29 protein-coding genes are annotated in these 16361 nt (G+C 65.6%); 27 read left to right on the forward strand and 2 right to left on the reverse strand.

Annotated elements, in window-relative coordinates; genetic code table 11:
* Positions 1 to 113 precede the first annotated feature (113 nt).
* Together B9Z03_RS13155 and B9Z03_RS13160 are read left to right on the forward strand one after the other, a co-directional pair.
* Positions 114 to 473: an SH3 domain-containing protein gene (locus B9Z03_RS13155; RefSeq protein ID WP_139832262.1), complete on the forward strand. Its 360-nt coding sequence runs from the start codon at positions 114 to 116 to the stop codon at positions 471 to 473.
* 435 nt (positions 474 to 908) lie between these two features.
* Positions 909 to 1328: a Ros/MucR family transcriptional regulator gene (locus B9Z03_RS13160; protein WP_085464613.1), complete on the forward strand. Its 420-nt coding sequence runs from the start codon at positions 909 to 911 to the stop codon at positions 1326 to 1328.
* Positions 1329 to 1510: 182 nt separating this feature from the next.
* Here the strand turns inward: B9Z03_RS13160 and B9Z03_RS30640 are convergent, their stop codons facing one another.
* Complete coding sequence (locus B9Z03_RS30640; RefSeq protein ID WP_432417034.1) at positions 1511 to 1777, reverse strand: hypothetical protein; 267 nt, start codon at positions 1775 to 1777, stop codon at positions 1511 to 1513.
* A 234-nt stretch (positions 1778 to 2011) separates the two neighbouring features.
* A complete protein-coding gene (locus tag B9Z03_RS13170) occupies positions 2012 to 2590 on the reverse strand; it encodes a LexA family transcriptional regulator (protein ID WP_244561736.1) in 579 nt (192 codons plus the stop codon).
* A gap of 335 nt (positions 2591 to 2925) precedes the next feature.
* On the opposite strand from B9Z03_RS13170, the gene B9Z03_RS13175 reads away from it, so the two are divergent.
* The 25 genes from B9Z03_RS13175 (at position 2926) to B9Z03_RS13295 (ending at position 16335) form a co-directional block, all read left to right on the forward strand.
* Complete coding sequence (locus B9Z03_RS13175) at positions 2926 to 3231, forward strand: helix-turn-helix domain-containing protein (RefSeq protein WP_085464614.1); 306 nt, start codon at positions 2926 to 2928, stop codon at positions 3229 to 3231.
* A gap of 50 nt (positions 3232 to 3281) precedes the next feature.
* Entirely contained in the window at positions 3282 to 4112 is an 831-nt protein-coding gene (locus B9Z03_RS13180) for a ParB/RepB/Spo0J family partition protein (RefSeq protein WP_139832263.1), read from the forward strand.
* Complete coding sequence (locus B9Z03_RS13185; RefSeq protein WP_085464616.1) at positions 4109 to 4570, forward strand: hypothetical protein; 462 nt, start codon at positions 4109 to 4111, stop codon at positions 4568 to 4570. The genes B9Z03_RS13180 and B9Z03_RS13185 overlap by 4 nt, the downstream gene beginning before the upstream one ends.
* Complete coding sequence (locus B9Z03_RS30415) at positions 4567 to 4698, forward strand: hypothetical protein (RefSeq protein ID WP_280174844.1); 132 nt, start codon at positions 4567 to 4569, stop codon at positions 4696 to 4698. The genes B9Z03_RS13185 and B9Z03_RS30415 overlap by 4 nt, the downstream gene beginning before the upstream one ends.
* 232 nt (positions 4699 to 4930) lie before the next feature.
* A complete protein-coding gene (locus tag B9Z03_RS13190; RefSeq protein WP_176247514.1) occupies positions 4931 to 5275 on the forward strand; it encodes a winged helix-turn-helix domain-containing protein in 345 nt (114 codons plus the stop codon).
* Positions 5272 to 5613 (forward strand): winged helix-turn-helix domain-containing protein, encoded by a 342-nt coding sequence (locus B9Z03_RS13195; RefSeq protein ID WP_085464618.1) that lies wholly within the window; start codon positions 5272 to 5274, stop codon positions 5611 to 5613. Before B9Z03_RS13190 ends, B9Z03_RS13195 begins: the two co-directional genes overlap by 4 nt.
* On the forward strand, positions 5610 to 6413 hold the full coding sequence (locus B9Z03_RS13200) for a DUF6551 family protein (RefSeq protein ID WP_085464619.1): 804 nt from the start codon (positions 5610 to 5612) through the stop codon (positions 6411 to 6413). The genes B9Z03_RS13195 and B9Z03_RS13200 overlap by 4 nt, the downstream gene beginning before the upstream one ends.
* 1 nt (position 6414) lies before the next feature.
* Complete coding sequence (locus B9Z03_RS13205) at positions 6415 to 8679, forward strand: DDE-type integrase/transposase/recombinase (protein ID WP_085464620.1); 2265 nt, start codon at positions 6415 to 6417, stop codon at positions 8677 to 8679.
* A gap of 71 nt (positions 8680 to 8750) precedes the next feature.
* Positions 8751 to 9503 (forward strand): AAA family ATPase, encoded by a 753-nt coding sequence (locus B9Z03_RS13210; RefSeq protein ID WP_085464621.1) that lies wholly within the window; start codon positions 8751 to 8753, stop codon positions 9501 to 9503.
* On the forward strand, positions 9503 to 10093 hold the full coding sequence (locus B9Z03_RS13215; RefSeq protein WP_085464622.1) for a hypothetical protein: 591 nt from the start codon (positions 9503 to 9505) through the stop codon (positions 10091 to 10093). The genes B9Z03_RS13210 and B9Z03_RS13215 overlap by 1 nt, the downstream gene beginning before the upstream one ends.
* Positions 10090 to 10497, forward strand: coding sequence for a hypothetical protein (locus B9Z03_RS13220; RefSeq protein ID WP_085464623.1), 408 nt, complete (start codon positions 10090 to 10092; stop codon positions 10495 to 10497). Before B9Z03_RS13215 ends, B9Z03_RS13220 begins: the two co-directional genes overlap by 4 nt.
* Complete coding sequence (locus B9Z03_RS13225) at positions 10497 to 10814, forward strand: hypothetical protein (protein WP_085464624.1); 318 nt, start codon at positions 10497 to 10499, stop codon at positions 10812 to 10814. The genes B9Z03_RS13220 and B9Z03_RS13225 overlap by 1 nt, the downstream gene beginning before the upstream one ends.
* Positions 10811 to 11089, forward strand: coding sequence for a hypothetical protein (locus B9Z03_RS13230; protein WP_085464625.1), 279 nt, complete (start codon positions 10811 to 10813; stop codon positions 11087 to 11089). Before B9Z03_RS13225 ends, B9Z03_RS13230 begins: the two co-directional genes overlap by 4 nt.
* The gene (locus B9Z03_RS13235) at positions 11086 to 11382 is read left to right on the forward strand and encodes a hypothetical protein (protein ID WP_085464626.1); all 297 of its coding nucleotides are present in this window, start codon (positions 11086 to 11088) and stop codon (positions 11380 to 11382) included. Before B9Z03_RS13230 ends, B9Z03_RS13235 begins: the two co-directional genes overlap by 4 nt.
* On the forward strand, positions 11363 to 12013 hold the full coding sequence (locus B9Z03_RS13240; RefSeq protein WP_085464627.1) for a DUF3164 family protein: 651 nt from the start codon (positions 11363 to 11365) through the stop codon (positions 12011 to 12013). The genes B9Z03_RS13235 and B9Z03_RS13240 overlap by 20 nt, the downstream gene beginning before the upstream one ends.
* A gap of 265 nt (positions 12014 to 12278) precedes the next feature.
* The gene (locus tag B9Z03_RS13250; RefSeq protein WP_085464629.1) at positions 12279 to 12488 is read left to right on the forward strand and encodes a hypothetical protein; all 210 of its coding nucleotides are present in this window, start codon (positions 12279 to 12281) and stop codon (positions 12486 to 12488) included.
* A gap of 3 nt (positions 12489 to 12491) precedes the next feature.
* Entirely contained in the window at positions 12492 to 12722 is a 231-nt protein-coding gene (locus B9Z03_RS13255) for a hypothetical protein (RefSeq protein ID WP_085464630.1), read from the forward strand.
* Positions 12719 to 13054 (forward strand): hypothetical protein, encoded by a 336-nt coding sequence (locus B9Z03_RS13260; protein ID WP_085464631.1) that lies wholly within the window; start codon positions 12719 to 12721, stop codon positions 13052 to 13054. Before B9Z03_RS13255 ends, B9Z03_RS13260 begins: the two co-directional genes overlap by 4 nt.
* Entirely contained in the window at positions 13054 to 13266 is a 213-nt protein-coding gene (locus B9Z03_RS13265) for a hypothetical protein (protein ID WP_085464632.1), read from the forward strand. Before B9Z03_RS13260 ends, B9Z03_RS13265 begins: the two co-directional genes overlap by 1 nt.
* On the forward strand, positions 13263 to 13889 hold the full coding sequence (locus tag B9Z03_RS13270; RefSeq protein WP_085464633.1) for a gp16 family protein: 627 nt from the start codon (positions 13263 to 13265) through the stop codon (positions 13887 to 13889). Before B9Z03_RS13265 ends, B9Z03_RS13270 begins: the two co-directional genes overlap by 4 nt.
* Positions 13889 to 14335: a hypothetical protein gene (locus B9Z03_RS13275; protein ID WP_085464634.1), complete on the forward strand. Its 447-nt coding sequence runs from the start codon at positions 13889 to 13891 to the stop codon at positions 14333 to 14335. The genes B9Z03_RS13270 and B9Z03_RS13275 overlap by 1 nt, the downstream gene beginning before the upstream one ends.
* On the forward strand, positions 14332 to 14562 hold the full coding sequence (locus B9Z03_RS13280) for a hypothetical protein (RefSeq protein WP_085464635.1): 231 nt from the start codon (positions 14332 to 14334) through the stop codon (positions 14560 to 14562). The genes B9Z03_RS13275 and B9Z03_RS13280 overlap by 4 nt, the downstream gene beginning before the upstream one ends.
* Positions 14559 to 15722, forward strand: coding sequence for an MT-A70 family methyltransferase (locus B9Z03_RS13285; protein ID WP_244561737.1), 1164 nt, complete (start codon positions 14559 to 14561; stop codon positions 15720 to 15722). Before B9Z03_RS13280 ends, B9Z03_RS13285 begins: the two co-directional genes overlap by 4 nt.
* Entirely contained in the window at positions 15722 to 15940 is a 219-nt protein-coding gene (locus tag B9Z03_RS13290) for a hypothetical protein (protein WP_085464636.1), read from the forward strand. The genes B9Z03_RS13285 and B9Z03_RS13290 overlap by 1 nt, the downstream gene beginning before the upstream one ends.
* Complete coding sequence (locus tag B9Z03_RS13295; protein WP_085464637.1) at positions 15937 to 16335, forward strand: helix-turn-helix domain-containing protein; 399 nt, start codon at positions 15937 to 15939, stop codon at positions 16333 to 16335. The genes B9Z03_RS13290 and B9Z03_RS13295 overlap by 4 nt, the downstream gene beginning before the upstream one ends.
* Positions 16336 to 16361: the final 26 nt, after the last annotated feature.

Raw genomic sequence — 16361 nt, forward strand, 5'->3', positions numbered from 1 at the left:
AATGCGGAATGAACGGAGGGATCAGGAGGGGTTCAAGTAACAGAAATTAGTTCTGACGGCATGGGCGCGAAACAACCGGCACCGATACAGCCCGAAACATGGAGGACAACATCATGAAGCGCACTCTGCTCGCCGCATCTCTCTTCTTTGCCGTCGCCGCAGCCGCAGGCGATGGCCGCGCCGCCGCCTTCTCGGCCTGGCAGGTGACCGACGTCTCCTGGGGCGATACCCTCAACGTCCGCAAGTATCCAGCCAGCTATTCGCAGAAGCAGTCGGCCTATCCCAACGGAACCGTGCTGCAGATGACCGGCCGCTGCACCGACGGACTGAACCTGTTCGACATTTCCGGCAAGTCGGAATGGGCGCAGAAGCAGGCCGTGCGCTACCGCTGGTGCGAGGTCTGGCACGACCCGAAAAACGATGGCGACTTCACCACCGGCTGGGTCTACGGCAAATACATCCGCCCGTACTGACGGCCGAAACGCGCTCTCGCGCTGAAACGCAAAGCGCCCGGAAGGCCAGCACCTTCCGGGCGTTTTTCGCATACATAACCCAAGAATCTGGTGTAGATTCGGGGCAGTTTCACCAACTACCCGCCATGATTCCGAATGAAACCACAGGTTTGCATTTTGTTAACGAATGTTTCCAGCTGACTTGCACGACTTGTTCATTCTGGCGGTCTCAACGCGTGGAAGTTGTGAAAGCGACTTCACAGATCAATCTGATCTGGACTGACCTGGAAGACTCTCGTGAGAAATTCGATTTCGTAATTGACTTATACTGTCGCTCACTCCATTTGTTGCGCGGGGATTGCGAATCGAAGGGCAATCTGTTCCGCGTCGCTGCAATCCCGGCGGATACAGACCAAGCCCAAAATCATCCTGACGTACTAGCCAAGGGGCACTGCAATGGACATCAACGAAAGCAGCCTAAGGAGCGGCGATACGCTGATCGAACTCACGGCGGACGTTGTCGCCGCCTATGTGAGCAACAATCCTGTTCCCGTTTCCGAGCTTGCGAATCTGATTGCGGACGTTCACGCCGCGCTCGGGCGCGTCGGCGGGACCGTCGAAGCGCCGCCGGCCGAGAAGCAGAAGCCGGCCGTCAACCCGAAGAAGTCGATCCACGACGAGTATCTGGTCTGCCTGGAAGACGGCAAGAAGTTCAAGTCGCTGAAGCGTCACCTGATGACCCACTACGGCCTGACGCCGGACGCCTATCGCGAGAAGTGGGGTCTCGATCCGAGCTACCCGATGGTTGCGCCGAACTACGCCGCCGCGCGCTCGCAGCTGGCGAAGAAGATGGGGCTCGGCCGCAAGCGTAAATAAGAGACTGCTTGGAGATTTTACTCTGGCGGCCATCTGATGGGGTTTTCTGTGCTTCCGGTGCCCACGGACCCAAATGTCCGCCGCGCTCCGGTTATCGAAACCACCGCCAGTTGACTCGCCAGAGCGAATTTCGAAACAGTATCTAAATTCGCGAATTCGGGCATCGGGCTGCCCGAGGACGTTCAACCCGCTCGCAGCCAATGCTGCGGGCGGGTTTGTTTTTGGCGAGTGGTCTCCCGCTGTGAACCCGCCTCGTCCGGCAGCGGTTCGTGCGCGGCCAGCCGGTCGAGCGCCTGCTTGAGCGCGATGTGGCGGTTGAGATCGTAGCTCCAATGCCGGCGCATCCCCTTGAGTCGCTCGCGCTCGATGAGCCGGGTGATGCGCGCCGCGATGCGGCGACGCTCGATACCCGTCGAGGCGAGCGCGTCTGCCAGATCGATCCCCGAGATGAGGAAGAAGGCGGCCGTCTGCCGCGCCTGTCGTTCGAACTCGTCCTTCTGCTGCCGGAACTGTAACGCGCAAGATCACATGGCTTTTGCCGGGAACATCCGGGAATAGGCGGGAAGGACCGAAAAAAGGCGGAAACGCAAGGGGTTGCGAGGTCTCGGCCGGCAAATGGCCGGATCACAGGCGCGCAAGTTCAAATGGCACTGGAAGGCGCTTTGAACGAGAGGCGCGCAAGATCAAATGGCGCCGCCCGCCCACCTCACGCGACCTTCGATGATCAGTTCGGGCTGCTCGGCGAGCGGAACCTCTTCGGTGTCGTAGGCCGGGTTGTCGCTCTTCAGCAGCAGGATGCCGTCGCGCCGCATCTGGACGCGCTTGACCTTCAGCAGGCCGGCGAAGACCAGGACATAGATGCCGTCCTGCCGGACGTCGCGGATCGCGGTGTCGACGAGCATCATGTCGCCGTGCGCGATCGTCGGATACATCGAATCGCCGTCGCAGATCAGAATGCGGGCAAAGCGGGCAGAAACGCCAAGCTGCCGCAGCCATTCCTCCCGGAAAGCCACGATGTCGGCGGGACCGAGATAATCTTCGGCAAATCCCGGGGACAGCGCTCCGGCGCCGGCCGCGGCACGGACGTCGAGCCGCGGGATCGGCACGAAGCCGTCACTGTATCCAACCACCAGTTGCGCCGGACCCGGTCGCATCGGCCCTTCGCCGGTCGCGAGCCAATCAAGGGTGACGTGCGTCAGCCGCGCAATCTCGACGAGCTTCTCAAGGCCGGGCATCGACCCGTCGAGGTATTTGCGAACCATATTGTCCGAAATTGCACTCCGCCTCGAAAACGCATGAGGCGATTCGCCATCTAGGGCGATTCGAAAGCGGTCAGCGAACCCGATCGGTCCCATGCTGCTAACTCTGACCGCGCGTCAGAGTTCCGCTCACACATTTGGCGAACCGAATTTGCAAGCAATAACAATCGCCTGAAGAGATTTGCACAGGAGCGCGCCTCTTTTCGAACTCTGACGCGATTTCGGGCCGCGCTGCGGTTGAAGAATTTGCATAAAAGTGCAACATTAGTGGCCACTCTTGTTGACAGTCAGCCCGAACCGTCGGCCTCCGCGAAAGGCCGGCCGATCCAGGAGCCACAATGGACACGCCTTCGAAATGGGACCGGCCCGCGATCGTCGCGGAAGTCCATCGCCGCAAGATGACACTGACGGGGATCGCGATCGACGCCGGGCTCTACCCCAGCGCCTGCCGCCAGGGTCTGCTCGGCAAGAGCCGCCCGGGCGCCGAAGCAATCGCTGCCGCGCTGGACGTGCCCTTCCGCACCCTGTTCCCCGACAGCTACTCGCGTGGCCGTCATGGCGAGAGCCAGACTAGCAGCAACGTTCGTTGCAACGGAAGTGCAAAAGCCGCGCCCAAATTAGACACCGCCGCCGCTGAACCCTGAGAGCCTCGTCAACGCCGCCCGCCGCCGTCGACTTGCCCGAGTTCAGCGCCATGACCGCCACGCCCGTTCCAGTTTCTGCCATCGACATTCCTGCCGGCCGCCGGCGTCTTGACCCAGTTTGGGTCAAGACTCTCGCCGAGCTGATGCTGACACCCGCGGATTGCGCGCCGATCGAGCTGATCAGTCGCGGCGATCGTTTCCAGCTCGTCTTCGGCAGACATCGTCTCGCGGCTGCAGAGCGCAACGGCTGGACCGAGATCCCCGCGATCGTGAAGACGTCAGCCGACTTTGCCAACGATGCGGCGATCATCCGTCGTGAGATCGTCGAGAACTTTGCCCGCCGCGATCTTTCGGCCCTCGATCGTGCCGTGGACATCGCTCGGTGGCGCGAGGCGTTCGAGGCAGTCCAAGGGGTGATCCGCAAAGGGCGTCCGGCGAAATTGTCGCAACTTGCGACAATTTCCGACGACGACATCGACCGGTTCGCCGGCAGTTTCTCGGAAGCCGCGCGCCGCGCCCTTGGCATCAACCGAGACGCAATCTCACGCGCCATGCGCATCGCAGCGATCGCGGCGGATCTGCGAGACGCGATCGCACTACACCCGATCGCCGAAAACCAATCCGAACTCCTATTGCTCGCCGCCCAAGCCCCGGAAAGGCAGCGACAGATCGTCGAACTGCTGAACCGAACGGCGCTCCCGGCCGCGAACGTGACCGATGCGATCGCCGTTCTGGACCGACTGCCGCCGCGCCTTCGCGAAGCAGCCTGGCAGGCTATCTCATCCAAGTTTTCCCGGCTCAAGGAAGCCGAGCAGGCCCGGTTCTTCGAGCTTCACGAAGCGGCCATCCGTCGCTGGCTTGCAGGGAGGAGCGGATCATGAAGCGCCCGCGACGCGACACGTTCACGCAGGATCTCTTCCGCGACTATCAACCCGAGCCCGTCGTCGAGCGCTTCGACGCGCAGGCCGTGCAGGCCTGGTCGATCTCCGGCCGGCTGTCGAAGGCGGTGGCTCTGACGATGGACGAGTCCGGCATGTCGCGGAGCGAGATCGCGGCCGAGATGACGGAGATGACGAAGGCCTCCGTCTCAAAGGCGATGCTCGACGGCTACGCCAGCCAGGCGCGCGAGCAGCACTCGATCTCGGCCGTGCGGCTGGCGGCGCTGGTTGCGATCACCGGCGATGCGCGGGCGCTGAACGTGCTGCTCGCCGATGCCGGCCTGGTGGCGGTTCCGCAGAAATACGAGGCGCTGCTGCGCCGCGAGATGGCGCGCGAAGCCCGCGAGCGGGCCGCGCGCGACGAACAGGCTTTCGACGCCGAATGGAGAGCCCGGCGATGAACAGGACAATCGCAGACCGCATAGAAGCCAGGCGCAAGGCCCATTCATTCCTTAACGCCTGCGTCCTGGTCGGTTCCATCCTCGCGGCGTTCGTGATGGGCGCGGCGTCCATGCTGGGGGCGTTCTGATGTCGCTCCTGTCCTCCCTGTTTTCCGCACCGGCCCTGACCGCGGGCTGGCTGCGGACGGCGCCTGCCATCCCTGCCCCCCGGATGGCAGGCGCACCGGATTGCGAGCGCTGCCACGGCGCCGGCATCGTCTTCGACTGCGCCCACTGGCCGCGCTGCGGATGCCCCGGCGGAGCGGTGGCGGACTATTGCCCGGGTGTGACGAAGCTGTGCGAATGCCGGGAGGACGCGTCGTGACGAATCCGATGCCTTGTCCCTGCTGCGGGCGCCCGCTGCCGATCGACGAGACGCTGCAGATCGATGCGGCCTCCGGCGTCATCAGGCGAGGTGGCCGCTTCGTGATCCTGCCGCGCGCAGAAGTCACGGTGTTGGAAATCCTCGTCGCCGCGCAAGGCCGGTTCGTCACTAAGGAGCGGGTTTTCGCGAAACTCCACGGCCAGGAGTCCGAGTGCAACGTGAGCGTCGTCGAAAGCCACGTCAGCAAGCTTAACCGCAAGCTCCAGACCCTCGGCCTGGCGGTCAAGACTGCCCGGTATTCTGGCTATCGCTTCATACCACCGGAGGGCGCCAGCATATGACCGCGCCGATGCCCTGTCCCTGTTGCGGCCAGTCGCTGCCGATCGACGAGACGCTCCGGATCGACGAGGCGGGCTTTGTGGTTCGCAACGGTCGGTTCGCGCGTTTGAATCCTGCCGAGGCCGCAATCTTCGGAAAGCTACGCGAACGGGCCGGTCGGATCGTCTCGAAGGAGACGCTTCATTCGGCGCTCTACCTGCTGGAGCCCGAGAGCGAGATCAAGATCGTCGACGTCCACATCTGCAAGCTGCGGAAGAAGCTGACCCCCATCGGCCTTCCGATCGAGACGGTGTGGGGCACCGGCTACCGCTTTCTCCCGATCACGAAGGAAATCACATGAGCGAGATCAACCGCGCGATCGGCGCCAGGCCGACGCTCGAATGGGTGGCCGTCGAGGCGATCGACGTCGACCAGAATTACCAGCGGCCGCTCAAGAATGCTCTGGTTGAAAAGATCCTGCGGCGTTTCAGCTGGTCCAAGTTCGGCGCGGTCGTTCTTTCCCGCAAGGGAGACGGCCGGTTCATGGTGGTGGAGGGTCAGCATCGGTGGAAGGCCGCGCAACTGCACCCTGACGTCACCGAGGTGCCGGCGATCGTGGTCGACCATGTCGACCTGAAGGAGGAAGCCGAGAGCTTCCTGGCGATCAACCGCGACCGCATGGCCGTGACCTCGGTCGAGCAGTATTGGGCGGGCCTTACGGCCGGCGACGACGACGCGATCGCCGTGTCGAAGGTGCTGCAGTCCGCCGGCTGCGACGTCGTTCCGGAGAACGGTCACTACCGGCCGAACCTTACAAACTCGATCACCGCGATCCGTCGCTGTCTGCAGAACTACGGACACGGTGCCACCAGGCGCGCCCTGCTGATCATTCGCGCGGCCTGGCCTGACGAGCCAAAGGCCCTGCGCGGCACTCTTATAACGGCGCTGGCGCGCATCATTCGGGCAAACGACAAAACCATCGCCGAACCTGACATGACGGCCGCGCTGCGGCCCCAGAGCATCGCCAAACTGACCGCACACGCGGAGGCCTTTCGCAAGCTTTCCGGCGGGTCGGCGGAGACCGCGCTGGCGAAGGCCCTGGTCGAGATCTACAACAAGGGCAAGCGCACCAACACGATCATGATCGGCGAGGCGCGCTGAGATGAAGGAATGGCTGACAGCTCGCGAGATTGCGGCCGAGGCGTTGCCGGACTTGCCGGCGACTGAGAGCGCGATGCTGCGGCTGATCTCCCGCGAATGCTGGAGCGAGAACCCGGCCTTTGCTCGGTCGCGTGCGGGTCGCGGCGGCGGCATGGAATACAACGTCGCGCTGCTGCCGACGCTGGCTCAGGTGGCCTACCGGCAGAAGCATATCCAGTTCGAGCCGCAGCCGGCCGCGCCTGCCGAGGCGGCAACCGATGACGGATTGACCGACCGGGCCAAGCTGGAGCGCGATGCGCGGCTGGCGATCGTGGCGGCGTATCAGCGTTTCACGAAGACGCTGCGCCTCGGCCACGCCACCCACCTGCAGGTCTTCACCGACAAATACAACCAAGGCTCGATCGAGGTGCCCGAGTGGGTGCGCACGTCCGTCCCGGCGCTCTCGAAGCGGTCGCTGGTGCGCTGGATCGCCGCGAAGCGCGACGGCCGCAGTGCGAAGCTCGGCGTCGACCGCTCACTGGCGCGCAAGGGCACCGGCGTGCTGGATCGCGCCAACGACGGCAAGGTCCGCGCGTTCATGCTGGCGCTGATCGCGCACCAGCCGCACCTCTCGGGCGAAGCCGTCCGGACGCAATGCCGGGCCGAGTTCGGCGACACGATCAAAGTCATTTCAAAGGGCGTTGAAACGGTCGTTGCGATGCCGCCGGTGCGGACCTTCCAGCACGCGCTGAAGGCACTGAAGGCCGACAACAAGGTCGTGCTGACGAAGCTCACCAATCCCGATCTCTACCGCTCGACCATGGCGCCTTCGGGCATCGGCATGCTGCGGCATATCACCGAGCCGAACCAGCTCTGGCAGATCGACGCGTCGCCCGTTGATGCGCTCTGTACGGATGGCCGGCACTCAATCTATGCCTGCATCGACATCGCGACGCGCCGCACGATCCTCAGCATGTCGAAGACGCCCCGCGCCTCGGCCGTCGCCCTGCTCATCCGCAAGGCGATCCTCGCCTGGGGTGCGCCGGAGGTCATCCAGACAGACAACGGTTCGGACTTCGTGGCGAAGGATACCCAGCGGCTGTTCGCCTCGCTCGGCATCGATCCTGATGTCTGCGACGCCTACACGCCCGAGCAGAAGGGCCATGTCGAGCGTGTCATCAAGACGTTCCAGCACATGGTCGGGCCGCTCTTGCCCGGCTATGTCGGCCATTCGGTCGCGGACCGAAAGGTAATCGAAGGGCGCAAGAGCTTCGCCAAGCGGCTGGGCGAGACCGAGAACGAGACTTTCAGCGTCGGCCTCAACGGCGTCGAGCTGCAGGGCAAGGTCGATGAGTGGATCGACCTCGTTTACCAGCACCGGCCGCACGCGGGCCTGAAGGAACGCACCCCCTTCAACGTCGCGCTGGAATCTACCCGTCCGCTCAGAACTGTCGATGTCCGCGCTCTCGATCTGCTGCTGATGCCCGTCGCCGGCGGTGGCGGCGAGCGCATCGTCACCAAGTTCGGCATTCGCATCGACGGCTATCACTACATGACGCCGACGATCCTTCCGGGGACACCGGTTCTGGTGCGGCAGGATCCGCTCGATCTCGGTCGCGCCCTGGCATTTGCCCAGGATGGCGGAGCCTTCCTTGGCGAGGCGATCTGCCCCGAGCTGCGCGGCATCCATCCCGAGACCTACGTGCGCGCGGCCAAGGAAATCCACCGTGAACTGGTCGATGATGCGACGCGGCAGGTGAAGGCTGACATGAAGCGGATCGCCAAGGGTCCGGCGCTGATCGACCGCGCTCTGGACGTCGCGCGCCGCGATGCGCCCAACGTGATCCCGCTGCCGAAGCGCGAGGAGGCGCACACGACGCCGCAAATCTCGGCCGCGATCGCCGCGATGGGCGAGGCGGCGCGGCCGACGCGGGAACCGACACCGGCAGAGGCGGCCGCACAGCGCCGGCTGATCGCCGAAATGGAGGCCGAGGACGAGCGCCGTGTGAGCGAGAGCTTCGCGGCCAAATACGAAGGCCGGATGGCCGAGATCGAGGCGGCGCGGACCGCGCATCTGCCGAGGGACGAGAAGGTCGTCGCGCTGCCGGAGACGCCGAAGGAACGCTACCGGCGCTACGTCGAAATCCGCCGCGCAGTCGATGCGGGCCTTCCGGTCGTCGGCGCCGGTGCCTTCGATGCGGTGTGGGCCGGACGCTACGAGGCGAGCACGGAGTTCCGCGTCCAGTCGGCGATCCATGCCGAATACGGTGAAGCGTATCTGAGTTGAACAAGGCCCGGCGTTGCAGCGCCGGGCCTCGGGAGAATGCGGCCGCGAAGCGGCCTGGAACACGAGGAATCATGATGTCAGCAGTCCCTAAAGTCAATCCGGCCCCCTGGCGGCCCGCGCCCATGAAGAACGTGGCGAACTTCGCCATGCTGCTGCAGCGCATGGTCGATCGTGAGCCCTATTTGCCCGGGCTCGCCGTCTTCTTCGGCCATTCCGGCTGGGGCAAGACCGAGAGCGCCATCTATGGCGCCAATCGTCATCGCGCGCGCTACGTCGAATGCGGCCAGTACACGACCGCGCGCACGCTTCTCATGTCGCTGCTGACGGAACTCGGAGAGCAGAAGCGTCGCGGCACGATCGAGGAGTTGCTGCATCGCGCGATCGAGATCCTTGCCGCCGACCCGCGCCGGCCGGTGATCGTGGACGAGGCGCATTTCATCGCCGCGAAGCGGTTCATCGACCTGTTGCGCGAGCTTTCGGACAAGTCCGGCGCGGCGGTCATCATGATCGGCGAGGAGAACCTGCCGGTCAGCCTCGAACAGTTCGAGCGCGTCCACAACCGCGTCCTTGAATGGTTGCCCGCGGTCAGCTGCGATGCCGAGGATTTCGCCCTCCTGGCCAGGTCGAGGCTCGACGGCGTCACGATCGCCGCCGACCTGGCGGAGGCGCTGCTGAAGCAGACGAGGGGCAACACCCGCCGCATCGTCATCAACTTCGCGCGCGTCCAGGAACTGAGCCAGGTTCTCGGCAAGGACGTCATCACTCTCGCCGACTTCGGCGGTCCGACCAAGATCTCGGACGGCCGCACGCCGAGGAGGTCCTGATGGCCGCGAGAAGCGATGTGGACATCGTCGACCTCAAGCTTCGCGTGCCGCGCGGAGGCGACGGCTTGTGGAAACTCCTCCTGGAGATAGACCGCGTGGGACCCTGGACGAAAGGGCAGGTTGCCGCCCGCACGGCCGTGTCAACCGCCCGGATCAACCAGTTCGTCGATCGCCTGCTGGCCGCCGGCATCGCCACGATCTCCGACGAGGGGGCCTGCCGGCTGACCCGCCGGCCCACCGATGCTCCGCGTCTGCGCCTGGACGGGTCGGAGCTGCCGGAAGACGAGCGGCAGATCCTTTGGCGCACCATGAAAATGCTCAAGACGTTCTCGCCCCGCGAGCTGGCGGCGCAAGCAAGTTCAGACGAACGCGCGATCGGTCTCGAAACCACCCGCTCGTTCATCAATCGCATGGCGCAGGTGGGCATCGTCGGCATCGTCCAGGTTCCCTCCCGTCGGGGCGAAGGCAAATATCGCCTGGCCCGGAACCTCGGGGCGCTGGCTCCCCGCATTCTCAGCGTCAGCGTCGTGTTCGACCCGAACGCGGTCCAGGTCATCGGCGACGCCGAGGCCAGCGAGGTGTCGCGATGAACCGCGGGCCACAGAAGAACAGCCGGCCGGGCGGCCTCAGCTTCGTCGAAAAGGCCGAGGCCGCCTGGGGCGTGCCGTTGCCGGACTGGGTGGCGGCTCTTGCCACGCTGGCGGACGCCGGCGGGCTGAAAGGCGTCACCAAACGCATTCCCTACAGCGTCTCGGCCGTCTCGACCGTGATCGCCAACAAGTATGCCGGCGACACGGACCGTGTTGCCGACATGGTGCGCGGCGCGCTGCTGTCGGCGACCGTCGACTGCCCGGTGCTGGGCGAGATCGGCCGCGACCGCTGCCTTACCGAACAGAAGGAGCCGTTCCGCGCCACGTCGCGGTTCCGCGCCCACCTCTTCCACGCCTGCAAGACCTGCGCGAACGCGCGGCCGAACAATGAAGGGGTCGAGTGATGTCCAAGAGTTACGACCTTTCCGACGGTCTGTTGAACCTGCGCCGCTGGCTGCTGGAGTACGAGGGCACCGGCCTGACGCTGTCCGGCGAGGACGTGCGGGAGCTGCGCAAGCTGCTGCAGCCGCTCGCGACCAAGGCCCGCCAGATGGAGCATGAGCTGTCGCGCCATCTGTGGAACGAGCAGGCGCGCGCCGACCTGCGCCGGCTCGCCGAGCAGGAGGATGCCGTCGTCGCCGAGGCCGCGCGGCCCGGCACGAACCTGCGGCTGCTGTCGCGGACCGGCGTCCCGTTCACGGACGGGAGGCCGCGGGCATGATCGGCCAAGAGATCTCGGCACGCATCGAGCCGATCGTCCAGCAGCTCGTCGACAAGGAAGTCGCGCGGCTGATGGAGCCGGTGGTCCAGCGCCGGACGGCGGCGGCGGTCGCCGACGACGAGATCATGCAGGCCGCGCGCGCCGTGGGCGCGCTGACCGATCGGCTGCTGCAGGCGCGCTACGCCGGGCACGGCGAGATCGCGGCGCGCAAGAAGCTGTTCCTCGCCAATCTGAAGCTCGCCACCGTCATGCGCCGCCACGGGAGGCTGAAGTGACGAAGCTGTTCGAGCAGGCCGCCCAGGTCGACATCCTCGACGCTGCCGGCCGCCTGATCGCGGACCCGGAGCGGGCCGTCGTCAGCCGCGCCGCGATCGTGGCGATGGCGCAGCTCGTCGAGCACGCCTGGGAGATCTGCATCGAAGCTGACCTCCTCGCGCGGGCCGTCGCCCTGCCGGCCGACGCCGCAAGAGACCACGCGATCGCCGTCCAGGCGGACCGCGTCCGAACCCTCATGGCCGCGTTGAGCGGCGAAACCCAGGAGAAAAACGATGGAAGCAGTGATTCTTGAAGACCGCCCGACCGGCGAGACGATCGTCAACGGTCGCGCCTACATGCCCGACGCCAAGGGCAATCTCGTCCCCGTCGAGATGATCAAGGCCGAGCACAAGCTTGAAGACGAGACGGTGCGCAAGATCTTCGGCTACGCCGACGAGCTGTCGGCGCAAGTCACCCGCTTCAAGCTGCACACGTTCGACGACCTCGAAGCCTTCGAGGCGCTGCTCGCCCAGGAGTACGGCTCTGCGAAGGGCGGGGCGAAGGGCAACAAGACCTTCATGACCTTCGACGGGCTGAAGAAGGTACAGGTCCAGGTGGCCGACACGATCGATTTCGGGGCGCAGCTGCAGATCGCCAAGGGCCTGGTCGACGAATGCCTGACCGAGTGGGCCTCCGACGCCAGGCCGGAGATCCGGGCGATCGTGACGCGCGCTTTCAACACCGACAAGGAAGGCCAGATCAACCGCGCCGAGATCTTCATGCTGCTGCGCCTCGACATCGAGGACGCTCGCTGGAAGCGCGCCATGGATGCCGTCCGTGACGCCATGCGGGTCGTCGGATCGAAGATCTATGTGCGCTTCTACAAGCGCGCCGACCACAAGGCCCGCTGGGAGAGCGTCACGATCGACATGGCCAAGGCGTGAGGAGGCGGGGATGACCCTTTTCCCGACTGGCGATCGCGGGCAGCGCTACGAGGTCTCATCGACCGGCTATCCGTTAGAGGGACAGGTTTGCATCGCAGGCTGGACCGACATCCTTCCAGATGCGGAGAGGATGGCCGCAGCACTTCGGCTAGCCCCTGGTTGCACGGCCGCCTCCATTCGCGACCGGTGGGCACGTGAGCCCTCTGACCCTATCAATCTCGCCGGCTCCGGTCCGACGCCGATCGAGCCGAGGGAGGGCTGAGCGATGAAGTGCGAATGCATCAAGGCCGTTAACGAGAAGCTCGCCGCGCGCAATACCCGGCTCGCGCTGACTATCACGCTGACCCAGCAGCTTGACGATTTTCCGACCATCGCGACGGAGCAGATCGACAAGGGGCGCGGCAAGCTGAAGGCCGTCTCCATGATCCCCACGTTCTGTCCGTTTTGCGGCGTGAAGTGCCGTGAGGAGGGCTAAGAGATGCAGCTCTTCTACGACGGCGACGAGGACTATCCGGTTGAGGAATACGACGAGGTCGTCGTTATCGCGGCCGAGTTCCGCTTTCCGGCGACCATTAAGAAGGTCCTGCCCAAGATCAAGCAGGTGATCGTCGGCTTCGAGAACATTGACCCGGTGCTGGATCTGATCGTGCTGCGCAAGCAGGCCCGCGTCCCGCTCTCGGCGATCGAATTTGTCGGGAGGTCGATGTGAGCGAGCGCCGCTGCCGAGAGTGCGGCATCGACCATATCGAGCCGGGCTGGGAGATCGACGGCGAGCCGCTGTGCTGGGCTGACGACGACCTCTGCTCGCGCTGCCAGGATTTCCTGCAGGCTGCGCTCGTCCGCGATGCGCACCGATACCGGCACCTCCGCAACCGTGCCACCACCCGCGCCGCGATCGGCGATGGTGGTGTCTTCGGCGGCAAGGTGCCGGACAATCTCATTCTCGGCGGATTCGCGAGCCCGTTGGAGATCCGTCTCGGCTTCTTCCGACCCGACCTGTCCGAACGCGCGGCCGGCCTATGTGAGGAGGCGGGTGTCTGATGGCCGGGATCTGGTTCCAGGATGGCTCTGTGAGAGTTCGCTCCTACTCCTCGGCGACGAAAGGCCGGCAACGGCTGATTAGGATCGAGCTGGAGGTGGATGACCCCTACGACCTTGCCGATGTGCTTCGCCAGCTCGACGCCATGCAGGAGCCGAAGGCGAAGAAGCCCGCGAAGCCGCTGCAGATCGAAGATCAGCGGGGCCGGTCATGAACCCGACCGCTGCCATCCACGTTGCCAAGAAGCAGCTCGGGCTCGACGAGGACACCTATCGCGACCTGCTCGGCCGCGTGACTGGCAAGCGTTCAGCGAAAGACATGTCCCACGCCGAGCGCCAGGCCGTGCTGGACGAGATGCGCCGGCACGGTTTCAAGGCCGGTTCAAACGGGTCTCGAAAGCGCCTTGAGGGCCGCTTTGCAAAGAAGCTGCAGGCGTTGTGGATCGCGGGCTGGAACCTCGGCGTCGTGCGCGATCGCGACGACGCGGCGCTGATCGCGTTCGTGCGGCGCCAGACGCATATCGACCATGTGCGCTTCCTCGTTGACGCGGCCGAGGCGCGCAAGGCGGTCGAGGCGATCAAGGCCTGGCTCGCCCGCGAGGCCGGCGTCGACTGGGGCGAAGGCACCGACAAGCCGGCCTGGCTGCGCGAGCCGGGCGCGCAGATCGCCATGGCACAGTGGACGATCCTGGCGAATGCCGGCGTGGTCGACCGCTCGTTTTACGCCTTTCGCGCCTTCGTCGAGGAGCGCGCCTTTCGGCCGCTCGGCCAGATGAAGGCCGGCGAGTGGCGCGGCATCATGAACACGCTCGGCGAGCGGGTCAGGAAGGTGCGGTGATGGTCGCGTATTCCTTCAATCCGATCTTCGGCGACCAGGTGTCCGAACTGCGCAAGCTCCAGACGGTGCGCGCCGACCGGCGGCGCCACGCCGCGCCCGGCGAGCGGATCCAGCTCTACACCGGCATGCGGACGCGACATTGCCGCAAGCTTGTCGACCCGGACCCCGTCTGCAAGTCCGTTGTGCCGATCACCATTCTCCTCGTCGGGTCGCCGCACCTCGACTTCATCGGCTCCATCGTGGTGGACGGTGAGCGCCTCCATCTTGAGGAGATGGAGGCCTTCGCCAAGGCGGACGGCTTCGCGATCGAGCACGTCGGAGACTGGAAGCACCGCGCGCTCGGGATCCCCGGGTCGGCGCGCTTCAACATGGGCATGTTCTGGAAGGAACATCACGGCGACGGCGTGTTTCATGGCTGGCTCATCAGGTGGGAGCCCGCTCCGTGACGAAGCCTCCTGTCACCGTCACCGACCACGCCATCCTGCGCTGGCTGGAGCGCGAGCACGACATCGATGTCGAGGCCATCCGTGAGCACCTGGCCGGCCTGGCCGCGAACGGGGCGCGGCTGGGTGCCGCCGGCGTGAAGATCGGCAAGGTCAAGCTCGTCTTGCGCGGCTCTGTCGTCATCACGGCCTACAAAGGTATATGGCCGAGTCGGGGGGGCGGCGAGTGAATGCGCCCTCGGCCCTCTCGTTGAGCGAGCCCGGCACGTTGCCGGCCTTCGTGCGACGGGCGGCCGAGATGCTGGCGGCCGCGTCCTCGGCGGCGGAGGTGCTCGACGCGCGCGACCATGCGGCAATGGCCTATGACGCGGCCAAGCGGGCCGCCAGGCTGGCAACCGCCAAAGGAGCGCATGACGAAGTCGTCGCGGCCGTCTACCGCGCGCAGGCCGACGCGCTGGAGATCGAGAGTCTTGCGAAGCGCCGTCTTGCCGACGAATACGACGCGGCACTGGAGCGCGGCGACGTAGCCGGGCACGGCGGGCGGCGAGGCAACCAGTTTGCCAAGGTTCGCGACGGCAACCTTGCCACGGCGAGCGATGTCGGGCTCAGTCGGCCGGAGATCTTCGAGGCGCGCCGGATCCGCAATGCGGTCGAGCGCGAGCCCGGCATTATACGACGCGTGCTGGAGGACATCCTCGACGCCGGCGACGAGCCGACCAAGGCGCGGCTTCGTAAGGAACTCGGTGGACCGATCAGGAAGATCCGCGCCGCACAGCAGGCGCTGAAGAAACAGCGCCGCGCAGTCCGCGAGATCGAACTGGCAGGCAAGATCGTGGCACTGCCCGACCGGCGCTACGGGACGATCTACGCGGATCCGGAATGGCGCTTCGAGCCCTACAGCCGAGAGACCGGCATGGACCGGGCCGCCGACAACCACTACCCGACGAGCCCGACAGACGAGATCGCAGCGCGCGACGTCGCGTCGATCGCGGCCGACGATTGCGCGTTGTTCCTCTGGGCGACAGCGCCGATGCTGCCCGATGCCCTCTACGTCATGGATATGTGGGGCTTTGCCTATGTGACGCATTGCGTCTGGATCAAGGTGCGTGCCGGAGAGGCACGCGGCCCCGGCTACTGGTTCACCGGGGAACATGAATTGCTCCTCGTCGGCACGAGGGGCAACGTGCCCGCTCCGGCTCCCGGGACGCAGTTTCCGTCATTCCTGATCGCGCCGGTGACGGAGCACTCGGCGAAGCCAGAGGAATTCCTGGAACGGATCGAGGCGTATTTCCCGAACCTGCCGAAGATCGAGCTCAACCGCCGCGGCCCAGCGCGGCGCGGCTGGGATGCCTGGGGCGCCGAGGCCGCGCCGCCGGAGCCGGAGGCGTGATGCAGATGGCCCGCATCCGCCCGATCGACCCGCCGCCGCTCCTCGTCTGGAGCGAGCTGGCGGCGATCGACCGGCTGCAGGGTCAGCGTGAGGAGCTGATACGGCGGATCAAATTGCTGCCGCCGCGCTCCTTCCGCCGCGTCGAGCTGGAGGCGCGGCTACGCCTGGTGACGGCACAGCAGCTGGAACTGCAGGCGTCGATCAGGGACCGGCGATGACGCACGATCCCGACCGCTCCTGGTTCTCGCCTCTGCTCAACCGCATCGCCGACGTTGCCGGCGTGCGTGCCGCGCTGATGCTCGGCCGCGAGAAGGGGTGCCAGACGGTCTACATTCCGCGTCGTTTCGGGCCGCAGCACTGGCTGCCGAAGCTTGTGGGCGATGATGCCGCGGCCGCGCTGGCGAAGGAGTTCGGCGGCAGCAAGATCGACATTCCGCCCGCACTCGTCGGCCAGAAGCGCAAGCGCCGGGCCGCCATTGCCGAAATGACCGAGAACGGATACTCGATAGCGAGGATCACGCGCGCGCTCGGCGTCGCGAAGTCGACCGTCAAGGACCATCGCCGCAGGTTGCGCGGCGACGAGGACGACGGTCCCCAGGGCAAGCTCTTCTGACCAGTAAGGGGGCCGAAACCGGCCCC

Source organism: Mesorhizobium australicum, from assembly GCF_900177325.1.
GTDB classification, from domain to species: domain Bacteria; phylum Pseudomonadota; class Alphaproteobacteria; order Rhizobiales; family Rhizobiaceae; genus Mesorhizobium_A; species Mesorhizobium_A australicum_A.